General features: G+C 30.4%; 18 protein-coding genes. All 18 read left to right on the top strand.

From position 1 onward, the window contains the following. The first annotated feature begins 181 nt into the window (after positions 1–181). Positions 182–877, top strand: a complete 696-nt coding sequence (locus AB4Y15_RS09815; protein WP_427340149.1) for a hypothetical protein — start codon at positions 182–184, stop codon at positions 875–877. Positions 878–1,010: 133 nt separating this feature from the next. Continuing rightward, the gene (locus tag AB4Y15_RS09810; protein WP_427340148.1) at positions 1,011–1,490 is read left to right on the top strand and encodes a 4Fe-4S ferredoxin; all 480 of its coding nucleotides are present in this window, start codon (positions 1,011–1,013) and stop codon (positions 1,488–1,490) included. 394 nt (positions 1,491–1,884) lie between these two features. Then, positions 1,885–3,342, top strand: a complete 1,458-nt coding sequence (locus AB4Y15_RS09805) for an aminoacyl-histidine dipeptidase (protein ID WP_427340147.1) — start codon at positions 1,885–1,887, stop codon at positions 3,340–3,342. A gap of 19 nt (positions 3,343–3,361) precedes the next feature. Then, on the top strand, positions 3,362–3,673 hold the full coding sequence (locus tag AB4Y15_RS09800) for a DUF1292 domain-containing protein (protein ID WP_427340145.1): 312 nt from the start codon (positions 3,362–3,364) through the stop codon (positions 3,671–3,673). 31 nt (positions 3,674–3,704) lie between these two features. After that, on the top strand, positions 3,705–5,006 hold the full coding sequence (locus tag AB4Y15_RS09795) for a M18 family aminopeptidase (RefSeq protein ID WP_427340144.1): 1,302 nt from the start codon (positions 3,705–3,707) through the stop codon (positions 5,004–5,006). 42 nt (positions 5,007–5,048) lie between these two features. Then, positions 5,049–5,885 carry an HAD family hydrolase gene (locus tag AB4Y15_RS09790; RefSeq protein ID WP_427340143.1) on the top strand — a complete coding sequence of 279 codons (837 nt, stop codon included), beginning with the start codon at positions 5,049–5,051 and terminating at the stop codon, positions 5,883–5,885. Positions 5,886–6,592: 707 nt separating this feature from the next. Beyond that, on the top strand, positions 6,593–7,888 hold the full coding sequence (hisZ, locus tag AB4Y15_RS09785; protein ID WP_427340142.1) for an ATP phosphoribosyltransferase regulatory subunit: 1,296 nt from the start codon (positions 6,593–6,595) through the stop codon (positions 7,886–7,888). A gap of 12 nt (positions 7,889–7,900) precedes the next feature. Then, positions 7,901–8,539, top strand: a complete 639-nt coding sequence (hisG, locus tag AB4Y15_RS09780) for an ATP phosphoribosyltransferase (RefSeq protein WP_427340141.1) — start codon at positions 7,901–7,903, stop codon at positions 8,537–8,539. Between the two features lie 2 nt (positions 8,540–8,541). Then, positions 8,542–9,831: a histidinol dehydrogenase gene (gene hisD / locus AB4Y15_RS09775; protein WP_427340140.1), complete on the top strand. Its 1,290-nt coding sequence runs from the start codon at positions 8,542–8,544 to the stop codon at positions 9,829–9,831. Then, positions 9,828–10,886 carry a histidinol-phosphate transaminase gene (hisC, locus tag AB4Y15_RS09770; RefSeq protein WP_427340139.1) on the top strand — a complete coding sequence of 353 codons (1,059 nt, stop codon included), beginning with the start codon at positions 9,828–9,830 and terminating at the stop codon, positions 10,884–10,886. The genes hisD and hisC overlap by 4 nt, the downstream gene beginning before the upstream one ends. Beyond that, positions 10,883–11,467: an imidazoleglycerol-phosphate dehydratase HisB gene (gene hisB / locus AB4Y15_RS09765; RefSeq protein WP_427340138.1), complete on the top strand. Its 585-nt coding sequence runs from the start codon at positions 10,883–10,885 to the stop codon at positions 11,465–11,467. Before hisC ends, hisB begins: the two co-directional genes overlap by 4 nt. After that, positions 11,467–12,069, top strand: coding sequence for an imidazole glycerol phosphate synthase subunit HisH (hisH, locus tag AB4Y15_RS09760; protein ID WP_427340137.1), 603 nt, complete (start codon positions 11,467–11,469; stop codon positions 12,067–12,069). Before hisB ends, hisH begins: the two co-directional genes overlap by 1 nt. Next, complete coding sequence (hisA, locus tag AB4Y15_RS09755) at positions 12,066–12,788, top strand: 1-(5-phosphoribosyl)-5-[(5-phosphoribosylamino)methylideneamino]imidazole-4-carboxamide isomerase (protein ID WP_427340135.1); 723 nt, start codon at positions 12,066–12,068, stop codon at positions 12,786–12,788. Before hisH ends, hisA begins: the two co-directional genes overlap by 4 nt. Positions 12,789–12,809: 21 nt before the next feature. Beyond that, a complete protein-coding gene (gene hisF, locus AB4Y15_RS09750) occupies positions 12,810–13,574 on the top strand; it encodes an imidazole glycerol phosphate synthase subunit HisF (protein WP_427340134.1) in 765 nt (254 codons plus the stop codon). A gap of 5 nt (positions 13,575–13,579) precedes the next feature. After that, entirely contained in the window at positions 13,580–14,209 is a 630-nt protein-coding gene (gene hisIE, locus AB4Y15_RS09745; protein ID WP_427340133.1) for a bifunctional phosphoribosyl-AMP cyclohydrolase/phosphoribosyl-ATP diphosphatase HisIE, read from the top strand. 177 nt (positions 14,210–14,386) lie between these two features. Further along, positions 14,387–16,042 (top strand): LytS/YhcK type 5TM receptor domain-containing protein, encoded by a 1,656-nt coding sequence (locus AB4Y15_RS09740; RefSeq protein WP_427340131.1) that lies wholly within the window; start codon positions 14,387–14,389, stop codon positions 16,040–16,042. Beyond that, a complete protein-coding gene (locus tag AB4Y15_RS09735) occupies positions 16,020–16,784 on the top strand; it encodes a LytR/AlgR family response regulator transcription factor (RefSeq protein ID WP_427340130.1) in 765 nt (254 codons plus the stop codon). The genes AB4Y15_RS09740 and AB4Y15_RS09735 overlap by 23 nt, the downstream gene beginning before the upstream one ends. Positions 16,785–16,915: 131 nt before the next feature. Beyond that, complete coding sequence (locus AB4Y15_RS09730) at positions 16,916–18,346, top strand: carbon starvation CstA family protein (protein ID WP_427340128.1); 1,431 nt, start codon at positions 16,916–16,918, stop codon at positions 18,344–18,346. Positions 18,347–18,485 lie beyond the last annotated feature (139 nt).

Here is an 18,485-nt window from a genome sequence, read left to right as displayed (position 1 = left end):
GGAGGAATGTTAATATGACTGGTGCTGCTTTAGGTTTTATGATTACTGTATGGACTATTATATTTGTTTCCATGTTTGTAACAGTGAGACCATTACTAAAAGAAGAAAAGAGATAAAATCCCCATCAAAATGATGGGGATTTTTTCCCTAAATGAGATATAATAAATATTGAGGTGATTTAATGAATACAACAGAAGTAATAAAAGTTTTAGAACAATTATCTACAAAAATAGAAAAAACAAATCTAATAAATGAAAAGAAAAAAGAAAGATATCTTCAAAAGGTAAGCAGTTTAATTAATGAGTATAAAAATATTGAAGTATCTGATAGTTTGGAAAATGTTTATACTTCATTAGTAAAAAAAGGTAAAGAGTTATTAAAAGAATTTAGAGCAAATGCAAATTCTAAAGAATTGAACGATAAATTAAGTTATTATATAAGGTATTTAAAAGCAGCTAAAGCAGATTTTACTGGTAATACTGATTATATAAACAAGTATTTTAGAGTATATTTATTTACATCTATTTTATTCCTAGCATTATCACCACAATATTTCGGCTTTGTTTTACCAGCAGTATTTTTTATACCTATTTTCTTAGGGGTTAGAGGGATAAAAAATAGGTCATTAACTGGATTTAATTTAAGCTTAACAGTAATACCAGTATCTATAATGACGTCTTTTATATGGATAAGATATGGATTATTTGTACTATCAAATTATAAGGAAGCAGTAAATCAAACTTTAAACTATACTGGTTTATCTCTTACTTTGGCAACATTATTGACTGTTATACCACCTGTTTTAGCAGTTATATTATTAATTTTAATATTTATTCAATCATATAGAGCGATAAAATGTAAAGATTTGTTTGTATAGAAAATTAAAACAATTGTGAAAAAAATTAATTTTAGAACTTCGGATGCAGCCATTGAAACATACAACATAATATCATAATATATTAATATCGTAATATATTGATATATTAATATTGCATCCGGAGGTGTTTGACATGAAGAGTAAATCTCATATGAATTGGTCATGGATTTTAATGGTATTATTCTTTATTTTATCAATTATTGATATAAGATTTGGAATATTAGGATTTTTGTGTATGGGATTTCCTTTATACCATGCTTTTAAGGGAAGAGGTAAGGTTCATTGTGTAAAATATTGCCCAAGAGGTTCCTTCCTGGGGAAATTTTTAAGTACTATAAGTTTGAAAAATAATTTACCGAAAAGTATGAATACAAAGACTTTTAAAAATATAGTATTAGTAGTAATGCTTATAGTGTTTAATATTTCTTTATATAGAGCTGGTTTAGATTTTATTAATATTTCAATATGTATTTTTAAATTTATACTGATATCGAGCATTATAGCTATTATTTTGGGAGTATTTTATAAACCTAGAAGCTGGTGTGTAATATGTCCAATGGGACATGCTACTGGGATGATAAGAGATGCACAAAATAAAAACAGAAAAAACTAAAATGACAGAGTGCTAATAAGCACTCTGAACTTGTTGACAAACTTATATTTTTCAATATTTATGAAAATGAAAGCGAATGCTTGAAAGAATTTAGTTAAAAAACTAGGAGAAAATTTTTGAGAAAATCCGTAGGTTTGACAGGAAGTCAAACCAGCATCCTACAAGACAGGAGGTCTTGATTAGGTGCGTTAGGATTTTCTAAAAATTTAAGCCTTAAGTTTTTTCTAAATTCGTCCGCATGAGCGTCATTTTCATAAAATACTTAAGAGAATAAGTTTGCCGGCAGTCTGGGAGTGCTAAATTGGCACTCTATTTTTTTTGAAAAAAGGATATTTCTAATTAAGGTATAATTATATAATTAGCAAGAAAATATAACAAAAGGGGGGATGTTTCTATGAATTATGTTCTAGGTACTTTAGAACCTAAAGCTGTATTTAAATATTTTGAGGAAATATCTAGAATTCCTAGAGGTTCAGGAAATGAAAAGAAAATCAGCGATTATCTAGTTTCTTTTGCTAAAAATCATAATTTAGAAGTTATACAAGATGATGCATTAAATGTTATAATTAAAAAGGGTGGAACTTTAGGATATGAAAGTTCACCAACTGTTATTTTACAAGGGCATATGGATATGGTGTGTGAAAAAGACAAAGAAGTTGAACATGATTTTGAAAAGGACCCTTTAAAATTAAGAGTTGACGGTGATTTTGTAAGAGCAACAGGTACGACATTAGGTGCAGACAATGGGATTGCTATAGCTTATTGTCTAGCGATATTAGAGTCAAATGATATACCACATCCACCACTTGAAGTTGTTTTTACTACTGAAGAGGAAACTGGTATGGGTGGAGCTTCAGCTTTAAATCCTTCGAATTTAAAAGGCAAAATACTTATAAATATCGATTCAGAAGAAGAAGGTAAACTTTTAGTAAGCTGTGCAGGTGGGGTGAGAACAAGGATTATACTTCCTATAGTTAAAATACAAGTTGACGAAAAATTAAATACATATAGAATCAAGGTCAAAGGATTAAAAGGTGGCCATTCGGGTATGGAAATCGATAAAGGCAGAGGCAATGCTAACAAACTTATGGGAAGAGTATTAAAGGACATACAGAAAACGCTAAAATTTTATTTAGCAAATATTAGTGGTGGAGCTAAAATGAATGCAATCCCTAGAGAAGCTGAGGCAGCTATATTGATTAATCCAGAAGATGAGCAAAAACTAAATGAAAAAATTAAGTATTGGAATGAAATATTAAGTAATGAATTTAAATCTTCTGATCCAGACGTTAATGTGGAGCTTGAAAAATTGAATGATAATATTGATAGCGTATTTTCAATTGAAACAACAGAAAAAGTAGTGGATTTACTGGTTATGATACCAAATGGTATACAAACTATGAGTATGGAAATAAAAGGTTTAGTTCAAAGTTCGACTAACCTTGGAGTAGTAGCTGTTAAAGATAATGAAGTAGTATTTGAAAGTGCAGTCAGAAGTTCAGTAAGAAGTTTAAAGTATGATATAGTATCTCAGACAGAAACAGTGGCAAAAGTTATAGGAGCTAAGTTTGTAACAGAGTCCGATTATCCTGAATGGCAGTATAATCCTAACTCGTATATTCGTAAAGTATTTGTTAAAGTATATAAAGATTTATACGGGAAAGAGCCAGAAATTACTGCAATACATGCAGGTCTAGAATGTGGGCTTTTTAAAGAAAAGTTAGGAGATATTGATATGATTTCATTTGGTCCAAATATGTATGATGTTCATACACCAAATGAACATTTAAGCATATCTTCGACTAAAAGAACATGGGATTACTTGTTAGCAGTATTAAGAGAAATAAAATAAAAGATAAAGGAGAATGAAAATGACTAAAGATGATAAAAAGATAATGTGCCAATGTGGTTGCAATCATGAACATACTCATGACAATGAACATGAGGATTTTCCAAGGATACATCTTGTTTTAGAAAATGATACAGAAGTAGATTGTTTAGTATTAACAACAATGGAACTAAGAGGCAAAAAATTTGTTGCGTTGTTGCCAGTAGGTGAAGAGAGGGTTTTATTATATGAAATTAAAGAGACAGAAGAAGAAATTGAACTTATCAATATAGAAAGTGATGAAGAGTTTGAACTTGTTTCTAAAGCATTTTTAGAAGAGTTTGGAGATGAATAGTATAAAAATATTTTTGGGTGGGAGGTAAATTATGACAAAAGAACTAAAGTTAGCACAAGAACTAATAGATTTTATTTATAAAAGTCCAACTCAGTATCATGCTGTAAAAAGCATAAAAGAAATGTTAATCAATAAAGGATTTGAGGAATTAAAATTAAGAGATAGATGGAATATAGAAAAAGGTGGTAAATATTTTGTAACAAAAAATGATTCAGCATTAGTAGCATTTGTAGTAGGAAAAGGAGAGGTTGAAAAAGATGGATTTAAATTAATTGGAGCACATACTGATGCACCAACATTTAGAATTAAACCATCACCTGAAATGATAGCGGAAAATAGTTACCTAAAATTAAATACAGAAGTATATGGAGGACCTATTTTAAACACATGGTTCGACAGACCTTTGTCATTAGCTGGTAGAGTAAGTTTAAAAAGTGATAATCCGTTATATCCAGAAACTAGACTAGTAAATATTAATAAACCGATACTCATAATACCAAATCTAGCAATACATATGAATAGAAAAATAAATGAAGGAGTTTCAATAAATAAACAAAAAGACGTATTGCCTATATTATCTTTAATTAATGATGAATTTGAGAAAGATAATTATTTAATTAAGTTATTATCAGAATATTTAAACGTAAATCCAGATGATATTATTGATTTTGATCTTTATTTGTATGAATTTGAAAAAGGTAAAATTGTTGGCCTTAATAGGGAATTTATTTCTTGTGGAAGATTAGACGATTTAGCAATGGTACATGCTGGAATAACTGCATTAGTTAATACTAAAAGTTCAAATTCAACAAATGTAATGGTATGTTTTGATAATGAAGAAATTGGAAGTCAAACTAAGCAAGGTGCAGGATCACCAATGTTAATAAATATTTTAGAAAGAATAGTTTATGCATTAGGAAAAGATAAAGAAGATTTCTTTAGAGCAATTTATAGTTCATTCTTAATATCAGCTGATATGGCACATGCAGTCCATCCAAATTCACCAGAAAAGCATGATCCGGTGAATAAACCAAAAATAAATAAAGGCCCAGTAATAAAGATTAATGCAAACCTAGCATATACTACTGATAGTGATTCTTGTGCTGTATATGAGATGATTTGTAAGAATGCAGGGATTCCTTTGCAGAAATTTGTAAATCGTTCAGATGAAAGAGGAGGATCTACTATTGGACCTATTTCATCTAGTCAGTTAGATATACGTTCAATTGATATTGGAAATCCAATGTTAGCAATGCATTCAATAAGGGAATTGGCAGGAGTTTTGGACCATTATTATGTAACTAAATCTTTTGAGGAATACTTTAGATTATAGTATATTGAGTTTGGTTTCAAACTTAAACAATAGGGTGATGCTGTGAATTATAAATTATTAGCTATAGATTTAGATGGTACACTTCTAACTGATGATAAAAGAATATTAGAAGAGAATAAAGAAGTATTAACTACTTTATCTAAAAAAGGTTTAGAAATAATAATAGCAACCGGTAGAAGATATTGGTCAGCTAAAAATTTTGCAAAAGAGCTAGGAATTGAATTAACAATATTAGCAAATAACGGAAATATTATAAGGAGAATATCAGATGATAAGGTATTAGTTGCTAATTATTTAGAAAGAGAAGATTTTAATCGGATTGTTAAGAAGGGAAGAGAAATGGGACTGTACCCAATTTTGCATGTAGATCATTATGAGGAAGGATATGATTTACTAATAGAAGAAGATGAAGAAGGTATTAAATATTCGAATTATGTTAAAAAGAATATTATTAGGCATAAAAAATTAAAAAACATATTAGATTATGAAGAATCAAAAATATTAGTTATATGTTATGAGAATAGTTATGAAACTTTGAGAAAATTTGAAGAAAAAATACACAAAGAATATCCACAAAAATTTAACACCCATATTTTAATAAATGGTTCAGATATCGGACCTATACTTGAAATAATGAGCTTAAAAGGGTCAAAATGGCTTTCATTAAAAGATTATGCTAAAGACAAAGGGATTGATGAAAGTCAAATCATAGCTATTGGAGATGATAATAATGATGTTGAAATGGTTGAAAAAGCTGGTTTAGGAATAGCTATGAAAAATGGAACTGATAAAATTAAAAAAGTTGCTGATATTGTTACTAAAAAGACAAATAATGAAGCTGGAGTATCTCAGATATTAAGAGAAATATTTAGGATATAGTTTTGCAATATTTTACTATTATTTATATATAATATGTTTTAATAACAAAATTATTTTGATGGTAGTATACTATATTTTTAAAAGTAAAGATTTTGTTTATATAAGAGTAGCTTATATTAATAGAACTTTAGGATTGTATACAATTATATATATAATTTTTTAACCTAAGCTTTAAGCTTAGGTTTATTCTTTTTTTGAAATAGCAAGGTTTAATTTCAGACTACCTCCTGTCTTGTAGGATGCTGGCTTAGCGTCCTGCTAAGCCTACGGATTTTCTCAAAAATTTTCACCTAGTTTTTTTAACTAAATTCTTTCAAGCATTCGCTTTTATAATCCATAAGGAAATTATAATAAAATCTTATATTTTTATAAATATTAATGTTAATTTTATTGAAACTTTGTCTGGCATGCTTGCATGCCAGAGTCGTTATAAACTTTATTAAATCGTAAGTAATTTTAGATATAATTTCCGAAATGGACTTCAACAAAATCCTCTTTGATTTATTTAAATCGAAGATTTTGTTATTTTCATATATTTTTTAAAAAATTAACTTTGTCAACAAGCTTGTTTAATTTTTGCTTTAAAATTTAAATTTTTTTAAAACTTACATAATTCTATTGACGTAATCAAAAAAAAATAGTATCATTTACAGAAATGATTTAATGCGTTAAAGCGATAAACAAATAAAGCGAGGTGTAAATTTTTTATGCTGAGTTTCAAATACCAGACTCCATACGGAGTAAAATATGAACTCTATAATGATTATGAGATTAAGGAGATGATTATAAATGGTATAAAAGATAATTTTAGAAGTTATGGATATAGACAGGTTTCTACTCCTACAATTGAATATTATGATATGTTTTCATTAGTCAAAAGTACTGTATTAAAAGATGAGATGTTTAAGTTCATAGATAGCTCAGGAGAAATATTAGTTCTAAGACCTGATGTGACAATTCCTATAGCTAGAATGGTTGCAAATAATTATAAAACGAATAAAGATTATTTTAAGTTTTTTTATGTTTCAAAAGTATTTAGAATGAGTAGGAATCAAAATGGAAAAGAAAGGGAGTTCACTCAGGCTGGCATAGAATATTTCGGCAATAATGAACCTGATGCAGATGCAGAGGTAATTGCAATAGCAATTAAAAGCTTACTTAAAAATGTATCAAATTTTCAGATAGAAATAGGCCATACAGATTTTTATAAAGGGTTATTGGCAGAAATAGATATTGACAGAGCTATTCAAGATAAACTTAAAGGACTTATAGAAAATAAAAACTTTGTAGAAATAGAAAGATTATTAGATAACTTGGATATTAAAAAGGAAGTTAAAGATATTATAAAACAGTTACCGGGTCTTTATGGAGAGTTTTCCGATGTTTTAAAAAGGTCAAAAAAAATGTGTCTTAATGACAGAATGGCCAGATCACTAGAAAATCTGGAAGCTGTATATGAGATATTAAATGATTACGGATATAGTCAGTATATATCAATAGATTTAGGATTAATAAACCATTTGGACTACTATACTGGAATTATATTTAAGGGATATATGGCCAATCATGGACAGATTATTTTAAATGGTGGAAGGTATGATAAACTGACTGAGCAGTATGGTCATTGTATGCCGGCAACCGGTTTTGCAATTAACATAGATGAATTGCTTAACGGTATAAGGTCTACTATTAAGAGGTTTGATAAAGGATTTAATACGGATTATTTAATCCTTTATACAAAAGAAAACAGAAAAGAAGCCTTTAAAATGGCAAATTATCTTAGGAATGAAGGCTTAATAGTTGAAACGGATTTGTATAAAAATCTCAAAAAGCATATAGACTATGCTGAGGGCAATAAAATCAAAACTTTAATTATATATGATACTGAGAGGTTGAAGCTTATTGACATACAGAAAAATAATTGTATGAATATTGATATTGATAATTTTATGAAGCGATTAGATAACAAAGCTAAAAACTGCTTTTTAACATCAATACATTAAGGAGGATAGATTGTGGACTACTTAAATATTGCTCTTGCTAAAGGAAGATTAGGAGATAAAGGATATGAAATGTTTAAGAAAATTGGATTAGGATATAGTGAAATGGAAAAAAATTCAAGAAAATTGATATTTACAAATGAGAAAAAGAATGTACGCTTTATATTGGTAAAGGCTAGTGATATTCCGGTATATGTAGAAAGAGGGGCGGCCGATTTAGGTGTAGTAGGGAAAGATATTATTATGGAAGAAGAGAGAGACCTCTATGAAATAGCTGACTTAGGTTTTGGAAAATGCAAATTTGCTGTTGCAGCTCTTCCTGGATATAAGATGGATAATATCAGAAGACCTTTAAAGGTAGCAACAAAGTATCCAAATGTTGCAAAGAAATATTTTTTATCAAAGGGGATACAAATAGATTTAATCAAGTTAAATGGTTCTGTAGAGTTGGCTCCTTTAGTTGGTCTTTCGGATGTAATAGTAGATATTGTTGAAACAGGAAGAACTCTAAAAGAGAATGGATTGGTAGTTGTAGAAGATATGTTTCCTATAAGTGCCAGATTGGTTGCGAATAAGGTAAGCTATAAAATGAAAAATAAGAGTATAAGAGAAATAATCGATAATATACAAATGATTTTTAGAAAGGAGTTATAAGTATGATAAAGATTATAGAAACAGGAGATAGAGAATCGGAAAAATTAATAAAAGATTTGCTAAACAGAAGCCAGCTTGAATTCGGAGAGGTAAACAAAAGTGTAGAAAAAATACTAGAAGATGTTAAAGAAAATGGCGATAAAGCATTATACAATTATACAAAAAAGTTTGATGGTGTAGAATTAGATAATCTTATTGTATCTGATAATGAGATAGATGAAGCATATAATAGTTGTGATTCGAAACTTGTTGAGGCTTTGGTTGAGGCTAGAGATAATATCTGGAATTATCACAGTAAACAACTCAAAAATTCATGGATATGGAATAAAGATAAGGGGATAATATTAGGGCAAATATATAATCCAATTGAGAAGGTAGGTATATATGTACCTGGCGGTACTGCTCCTTATCCGTCAACGGTTCTTATGAATGCTGTACCTGCTAAAGTGGCGGGTGTAAAAGAGATAATTATGGTAACTCCTCCTTCGAAGGACGGAAAAATTAATAAAAATATATTGGCTGCAGCAAAAGTAGCAGGTGTAGACAGGATATTTAAAATTGGCGGTGCACAGGCAATCGGTGCCTTAACCTTTGGAACGGAGACTATTCCTAAAGTGGATAAAATTGTGGGGCCGGGTAATATTTATGTAGCTATGGCAAAAAGGATGGTATACGGATATGTTGATATAGATATGATTGCAGGACCAAGTGAGATATTGATAATTGCAGATGATAATGCAAATGAAAGATATATAGCTGCCGATATGCTGTCTCAGGCTGAACATGATGTACTGGCATCATCTATATTGATAACTACTTCAAAGGAGTTAGCTGTAAAAGTAAGAGATGAAATAGAAAGGCAGGTTAAACAATTATCCAGAAGGGATATTATAGAAAAAGCCCTCAATGATTATGGAGTAATTATAGTTGTTAATGATTTAGAAGAGTCAGTTGAGTTATCTAACAAAATTGCACCAGAGCATTTAGAGTTAATGGTGGATAAGCCATTTGAATTAGTTAATAGTATTAAAAATGCAGGAGCAATATTTATGGGTGAGTATTCACCAGAACCTTTAGGGGACTATTTTGCTGGTCCAAACCATACTTTGCCTACAAGTGGTACTGCTAAATTTTTCTCTCCATTAGGAGTGGACGACTTTTACAAAAAATCTAGTATTATATACTATGACAGAGAAAGTCTTAATAAGTGTAAAAATAAGATTATAAGAATTGCTGAGGAAGAAAGGCTTACAGCTCATGCAAATTCTATAAAAGTGAGGTTTGAAGAATGATAGAGTTATTGGTAAAGAAAAGTATATTGGATTTAAAGCCGTATATACCCAACGATTATGAATATAAGTATAAAATGGATGCCAATGAAAGCCCTTTTAATTTACCTGATAATGTTATAAAAAGTATTATAAAAAACTTATACAACTTAAAATTAAACAGATATCCTGATACAAACAGTAATGCATTGAGAAGAGAAATTTCAAAATATATAGGTGTAAATTTCAAAAATATAATAGTAGGTAATGGTTCTGACGAAATGATTAATATAATAATCAATACTTTTGCTGATAAAAATGATGTTGTTGTATCCCACTCTCCTACATTTGTAATGTATAGACTTATAAGCAAAATTGCAGGTGTAGAGTATATAGATGTACCTACGGATGAAGATTTTAATGTAGATATAGATGCTTTAATACAAACTGCTAATGATAGAGAGGCTAAACTGATATTTTTATGTTCACCTAATAATCCAACAGGAAACCTTATAAGAAAAGAAGAGATTATTAAAGTTGTAAATGAAACCAAAAGTGTTGTAGTTGTCGATGAAGCATATTTTGAGTTTGGAGGTAAAACAATAGTACAGGAAGTAAAAAACTTCAGTAGGCTTATAGTGTTAAGAACATTGTCTAAGGCTTTTGGAGCTGCTGGAATCAGGACAGGCTATTTGGTAGCGGGAGATAAGATTATAGACAGACTAAATAGCGTTAAACTTCCCTATAACTTAAATACCATATCACAACTTATAGGAATAGAGTTACTAAGGAATAAGAGTGAGATTTTAAGCAGAGTTCGATTGGTAAATGAAGAAAGAGATAAATTGTACGATGAAATGAAAAAAATAGACGGAATAAAAGTTTATCCTTCAAGTGCAAATTTTATACTTTTCAGGGTGGATAACGGGAAAAAAGTTTTTGAAGGATTACTAGATAAGGGAGTAAAGGTAAGATTTTTTAGCGGAGGTAGATTGGAAAATCATCTTAGAGTAACGGTAGGAACTCAAGAGGAGAATAAGGCTTTTATAGATGCATTAAAGGAAGTGATGAAAAAATGAGAATGTCGGAAAAAAAGAGAAAAACGATGGAAACAGATATATCTTTAAAATTAAATATTGATGGAAAAGGAAGGGGCAATATAGATACGGGAATAGGCTTCTTCAACCATATGTTGAATCTTTTTGCCAGACACGGATTATTTGATTTAGATTTAAAATGCGAAGGAGATTTATACGTTGATGGTCATCATACCATTGAAGATATTGGTATAGTGCTGGGAGAAGCTTTCAAAGACGCTTTAGGAGATAAAAAGGGAATAAAAAGATATGCAAGTGTATTTACTCCTATGGATGAGTGTCTGTCTTTAGTAGTATTGGATATTAGCGGAAGACCTTATTTGTCTTTCGATGTAAATATTACCAGGGAAATGGTAGGGGATTTTGATACTGAACTTGTAGAAGAGTTTTTTAGGGCCTTTGTAAATAACAGTAGAATTACACTTCATATAAAAATGATAAATAGTGGGAATACCCATCACATGATAGAGTCAATTTTTAAAGGATTTGGCAGAGCATTAGATGCAGCTACTGCTATAGATGAAAGAATAAAAGGTGTAATGTCGACTAAGGGGGTTATATAATGATTGCTATTATAGATTATGGTGTTGGGAACCTAAAAAGCGTATATAAAGCTTTGAAAAAATTGGGGATTGAGGCTAAAATTACGGATGATATTTATGATATAAATAATTCGAAGGGAATAATTTTACCGGGAGTAGGAGCCTTTAAAGATGCAATGAAAAATCTAAAAGAGAAAAATATAATTTCCTGTATAAAAGAAAATATAGCTTCAGGGAAGCCATTGCTTGGGATTTGTCTTGGAATGCAACTTTTATTTGAAAAGAGCTTTGAGGATGGAGAATGGGAAGGTTTAGGAATTTTATCTGGGGAAGTTGTAAGATTTAATGAAAACTTGAAAATTCCCCATATGGGATGGAACAGGTTAAAAATAAATAAGGATAACAAGATTTTAAAGTATATTAAGGAAGGAGATTATGTATACTTTGTCCATTCCTATTATGTAAAAACAAAGGATGATAATGTAATATGTGTGTCTGATTATGGAAAGAGATTTCCTGCAATTGTTGGAAAGGATAATGTATTCGGGATGCAGTTTCATCCTGAGAAAAGTGGTGAAACAGGATTAGCTTTACTAAAAGCTTTTGGGGAGATGATTAAATGATAATATTTCCTGCTATTGATATAAAGGATGGAAAATGTGTTAGGTTAAGACAAGGTCGATTTGATGATGTAACTATATATAGTGATAATCCGGTTGAAATTGCAAAAAAATGGGAGAAAGAAGGATGTCAATATCTCCATTTGGTGGATTTAGATGGTGCAGTTAATGGAATTCCTAATAATATAGAATTAATTAAGGAAATAGTAAGTTCAGTAAGTATTCCCGTTCAGATAGGCGGTGGAATAAGAAGTAGAAAAATTGTTGACATATTACTGGAATGTGGAGTTGAAAGGGTGATTATAGGTACTTTAGCAGTTAGAAATCCGGAACTTTTAGAACAATTAATAAGAGATTATGGTAATAGAATTGTAGTTTCTATAGATGCTAATGATGGTTTTGTAGCAGTTGACGGATGGATAAACTTAAGTTCTATTAATTCAATCGAATTTGCAAAGGACTTAGAAAAAATCGGTGTAAAAACAATTGTATATACAGATATATCAAAGGACGGAATGATGAAAGGACCTAACTTTAAAGTATATGAGGAATTAAAGAAAAAAGTTAATATTAATATAATTGCCTCAGGTGGAATTAGCAGTGCAGGAGATGTAAAAAAGTTAAAGGAAATAGGTGTTTATGGTTGCATAGTAGGAAAGGCCATATATAGTGGAGCAGTAAAGATTACCGAGCTACTTAAATATCAGATAATTAAGGATTGAATTGTCAATGGGGGTGCTTAAATGCTTACAAAAAGAATAATACCATGTCTTGATGTTAAAGCTGGAAGAGTCGTTAAAGGTACTAAGTTTAAAAATATAAGAGATGTTGATGATCCAGTAGAGCTTGCTAAATATTATAATGCTCAGGGGGCAGATGAATTAGTGTTTTATGATATTACAGCTTCTTATGAAAAAAGGAATATACTTTTAGATGTGGTTGAAAGAACGGCAGAAGAAGTGTTCATTCCATTTACAGTAGGTGGAGGTATAAGAACTATTGATGATTTTACTGCATTACTCAGGGCAGGAGCAGATAAAATTTCTATTAATTCAGCTGCAGTAAGAAACCCTAATTTAATAAAGGAAGCTGCATTAAAGTTTGGGTCACAATGTGTTGTACTTTCAATTGATGCAAAAAGGATGGATGGAAAAGAAAGATGGAATGTTTTTATAAATGGCGGAAGACTTGATACGGGTCTTGATGCAATTGAATGGGCCAAACTCGGTGTTAGATTGGGAGCAGGAGAACTAGTAATAAATAGTATAGACGCTGATGGAGTCAAAAGAGGATATGATATTGAGTTAACTAAGATAATTTCTGAAGAGGTTAATGTCCCGGTCATAGCTTCTGGTGGTGCAGGAAAAAAGGAGGATTTTTATGAAGTATTAGATGAAGGAAAGGCCGATGCTGCATTAGCTGCCTCCGTATTTCATTTTAAAGAGATTCTTATACAGGATTTAAAAAAGTATTTAGATAAAAAAGGCATAGCGGTGAGAAAGGGATGAAACAGATGGAGTTTGTTGAAAAAATAAAGTTTGATTCCAACGGTTTGATTCCTGTTATAGTACAGGATGTAGAAACTAAAGAAGTTTTAATGCTTGCATATATGAATAAAAAATCTTTACTAAAGACAATGGAAACGGGTAAAACATGGTTTTACAGCAGAAGTAGAAAAAAATTATGGAATAAGGGAGAAACATCGGGTAATTTTCAAGAGATTGTAGATATGTATTATGATTGCGACGGTGATTCGATACTTATTAAAGTTAAGCAAAAGGGAGTAGCTTGCCATACAGGGGAATACTCTTGTTTTTACAATAAGATTTTAGAGTCTAGTGCTTTAAGTAATGAAGACAATATAGATAAATTTGTAAATTATTTATACAAACTGATAGAAGATAGGAAAAATAATCCACAAGAAGATTCATATACAAGTTATTTGTTTGAAAAAGGTTTGGATAAAATTCTTAAAAAAATAGGAGAAGAGACAAGCGAAGTTATAATTGGAGCCAAAAATAAAAGTAAAGAGGAAGTAATATATGAAGTTTCCGACTTAGTGTATCATATTCTTGTTTTGATGGTAGAAATGGGAGTAACTGTAGAAGATATTAAAAGGGAACTTTATAAAAGGCATAAATAGGCTTAAGATAAAAATATCTTAAGCCTTTATTTTTTTCTTTGAACTTATATTTATTTAATAATATAAATAGTATAAAATTAAGTTATAGTGAAAATTAAAGAGGTGTTTATATTGATACTAACAATACTTACCAGTTTAGTAAATAGAGTTGGAACAATAATAATACTGGCTTTTATTATGTCAAAAATAGATTTATTTAGAAAGCTTGTTACTAAGAAAAATATCAGTCTCTCAGATAAATTTATTCTTTCAATACTTTTCGGAATATTTGGTATAATTGGAACTTACTCAGGTATACTGGTTAAAGGGGCATTGGCAAACTCCAGGGTAATAGGTGTATTTGTTGGAGGACTTTTAGGAGGTCCTTTTGTAGGAATATTATCGGGTATAATTGCAGGATTTCACAGGTGGGTTATAGATATAGGAGGATTCACAGCTGTAGCCTGTGCGATTTCGACGATTATAGAAGGTATAATGGCTGGGATGTTAAGTGAAAAGTTTTACAAAACCGAAAATAAATGGTTATTTTCTTTGGTTATGGGAATTATTGCTGAAATTATTCAGATGATAATAATCCTTATAGTAGCGAAACCTTTTATAGAAGCAGTTAATTTAGTGGAAATAATTGGTATACCAATGATAGTTGCTAATTCCATAGGCATAGCGATATTTATTGCTATTACAGAGAGTATATTTAAGGATCAGGATAGGGCAGCTGCATATCAAGCACAGATAGCATTAAAAATAGCAAATAAGACATTAAAATATTTTAGAAAAGGTTTTAATGCTGAAACAGCACGTGAAACAGCCCAGATAATTTATGAGATGACTGATTTAAAGGCAGTTGCTTTTACAGATAGGGAAAAGATTTTAGCTCATGTTGGAGCTGGTGAAGACCATCATAAAGCTGGTGATAGGATAAAGACTATTATTACGAAGGAAGTAATTAAGAGTGGCAAATATATGGTAGCGAATTCTAAGGAGGAAATTGATTGTAATGTTCATACGTGTGAATTAAAGTCAGCTATTATAGTTCCTTTAAAAGAAAACAATAAAGTAATAGGTACGTTGAAACTCTACAAAACTGATGATAATTCCATTACTCAGGTTGATTTAGAATTGGCTTTAGGATTAGGACTACTTTTTTCAACACAAATTGAATTAAGTAAAATAGAATATCAGTCTGAATTACTTGCAAAGGCTGAATTAAAGGCTTTACAGGCTCAAATCAATCCCCATTTTCTATTTAATGCTATAAACACAATAGTATCATTTATAAGGACAAAACCAGATAAGGCTAGGGAACTTTTATTACATTTAGGTTCATATTTCAGGAAAAATTTGCAGCAGAGTGGAGAAGAAGTTGAACTTACAAAGGAAATAGAATATATAAAATCTTATCTTGAAATAGAGAAGGCAAGATTTGGAGATAAGTTAAATGTAAAGTTTGATATACCGGATAAAATAACCTGTTTTTTACCTCCTCTAATATTGCAGCCTATAGTAGAAAATGCTATTAAACATGGCATAATGGAAAAACTTGAGGGAGGTACTATAATAATTAAAGCTATTGATGATGAAAAAGAAACAATATTAATTGTAAAAGACGATGGTGTCGGAATGGATGAGGAATATATAAAACATATTTTTTCTAAAAAGGAGGGAAATGATTCAGTAGGACTTATAAATGTAAATAATAGGCTAAAAAACAAATATGGTGAAGAATATGGTTTGAAAATTGAGAGCGAGCTAGGAGTTGGGACAACTGTAACAATGAGGATTCCTAAAAATTCAAAGGAGGATAGCTTAAATGATAAGGTGCATAATAGTTGAAGATGAAATGCCTGCAAGGGAAGAAATAAAATATTTGTTACAGGAGTTTGATGACATAGACATAGTTGGTGAAGCAACTCATGGATTAGAAGCTATTGAATTAATCCAAAGGTTAAAGCCTGATTTGATTTTTTTAGATATAAAGATGCCTAAAATTAGTGGAATAGAAGTGACAGAGCGTGTTGTAAAAGGTGAATATGTTCCTTTAATAGTATTTATTACAGCCTTTGACCAGTTTGCTATAAAGGCCTTTGAGGTAAATGCTGTTGATTATCTACTAAAACCCGTATCTAAGGAAAGACTTAAAAAGGCAATAGAAAAAGTAAAGGAGATACATTATAGTAGAGCAGATTATGATGATAAGTTAGAAAAATTTTTAAGATTTATAAAGAATGAAAGAAGGAATAAAATTAGTAAAATATCTGTGTATAAAAACGGTAAACTGATTCCTTTAGATCCCGGTGAAATAATTTATATTACAGTAGAGGGAAGAAATACAATTATAGTTTCTACAAAAGGGAAATTTGAATCAAACAATACATTAAGTCAACTTGAAAAAAAACTTAACACAAAGAATTTTTTTAGGAGCCATAGAAGCTTTTTAATAAATCTTGATTATATAGAGGAAATTGAGCCGTGGTTTAACAGCACGTATCGGGTTAAGATGAAATATAGCAAAGAAAAGATACCTGTAAGCAGGAGCCAGGTTAAAGAATTCAGAGGGATAATGGATATAAACTAAATGTAGTTTATACATGAATATTGCAGTTTAAGAGCGAATATTTGCAATTTAATCCTATTCCCCCTATTTTATTACTATTTAAAGTTATAATAAAACTGAAATGAACAACATTATAATAGGGGGTAGAAAGCATGGTATCATTCTTAACTTCTATCTTAATTTTAGTATTGGGATATTTCACTTATGGTAAATTTGTGGAAAAGGTTTTCGGAGTTGATGAAAAGAGACCTACTCCTGCAGTTGCAATGAATGATGGGGTGGATTTTGTTCAATTAAGTTGGCCAAAAATCTTCTTGATTCAATTCTTGAACATTGCAGGTTTAGGGCCAATTTTTGGTGCAATAATGGGTGCTTTATTTGGACCAGCGGCATTTTTATGGATTGTATTGGGTAGTATTTTTGCTGGTGCTGTGCATGATTATTTTTCAGGCATGCTTTCAGTTAGACATGAGGGGAAAAGTATTTCAGAGATTGTAGGTATTTATCTAGGCGAGAAAGCAAGAAAGATAATGAGGATTTTCTCAGTAGTATTATTGATACTAGTTGGAACAGTATTTATGACTGGACCAGCTAAACTTTTGGCAAGTCTTAATTTAGGTGGAATAGATAGTGCTAGTGTATGGTTAGGAATTATAATTGTATATTATTTCTTAGCCACTATTCTTCCTGTAGATAAGGTGATTGGTAGGATATATCCATTATTTGGTGCAGCTTTATTAATAATGGCAGTTGGAATAGGCGGTATGCTAGTTATTAAAGGATATAATATTCCAGAAATAGCATTAACTAATCTACATCCAAAAGGATTACCGATTTGGCCTATGTTATTTGTAACAATTGCTTGTGGCGCTATTAGTGGTTTCCATGCTACACAATCACCAATGATGGCAAGATGTATTTCTAATGAAAAATATGGAAGAAGAATTTTCTATGGTGCAATGATTTCTGAAGGTATTATAGCATTAATATGGGCAGCAGCAGCTATGTCATTCTTTGATGGTGGTATATTAGGATTAAATGAGACTATAGCAAGTGGTGGACCAGGAGCAGTTGTTAAAACTATTTCAAGTAGTTTGCTTGGACCTATAGGTGGGGTACTTGCTATGCTAGGTGTTATAGCAGCGCCTATAACATCAGGAGATACTGCATTTAGAAGTGCAAGACTAGTTATTGCAGATGCATTAGGATTTAAGCAAGGTGAAATTAAAAAGAGATTAATGCTTGCAGTACCACTATTTGCAGTAGGTTTTACTTTAACAAGAATTGATTTTGGCATAATATGGAGATATTTTGCGTGGTCAAATCAAACATTAGCAATGATAGTTCTTTGGGCTTCAGCTGCATATTTAATGATTAATAAAAAGATACATTGGATTGCTACAATTCCTGCTACATTTATGACAGCAGTAAGTGTAACTTATATACTTCAAGCTCCAGAAGGATTTAGATTACCAACTACTATTTCATATCCAGTTGGTATAATTGTAGCTGTTATTGCTTTAGTTATATTTATTACTAAATTTAAAAATGTTAAAGGGTTAGAATCTGAAATAAAAGCATAATTTTATATTATAAATAATGAATTCATTAGATGAAGAGACAGCTTTTGTTTACACAAAGGTTGTCTCTTTTTATTTTTATACTTTTCTTTGGTAGAAATATATAATGATAATCGTTATCAAAATACTTGACAATTTTGTT

This window comes from Caloranaerobacter longqiensis, assembly GCF_050286925.1.
Lineage (GTDB): Bacteria > Bacillota > Clostridia > Tissierellales > Thermohalobacteraceae > Caloranaerobacter.
The sequence above is the reverse complement of the archived record's forward strand: the minus strand, read 5'-3'. Positions and strand labels throughout refer to the sequence as shown.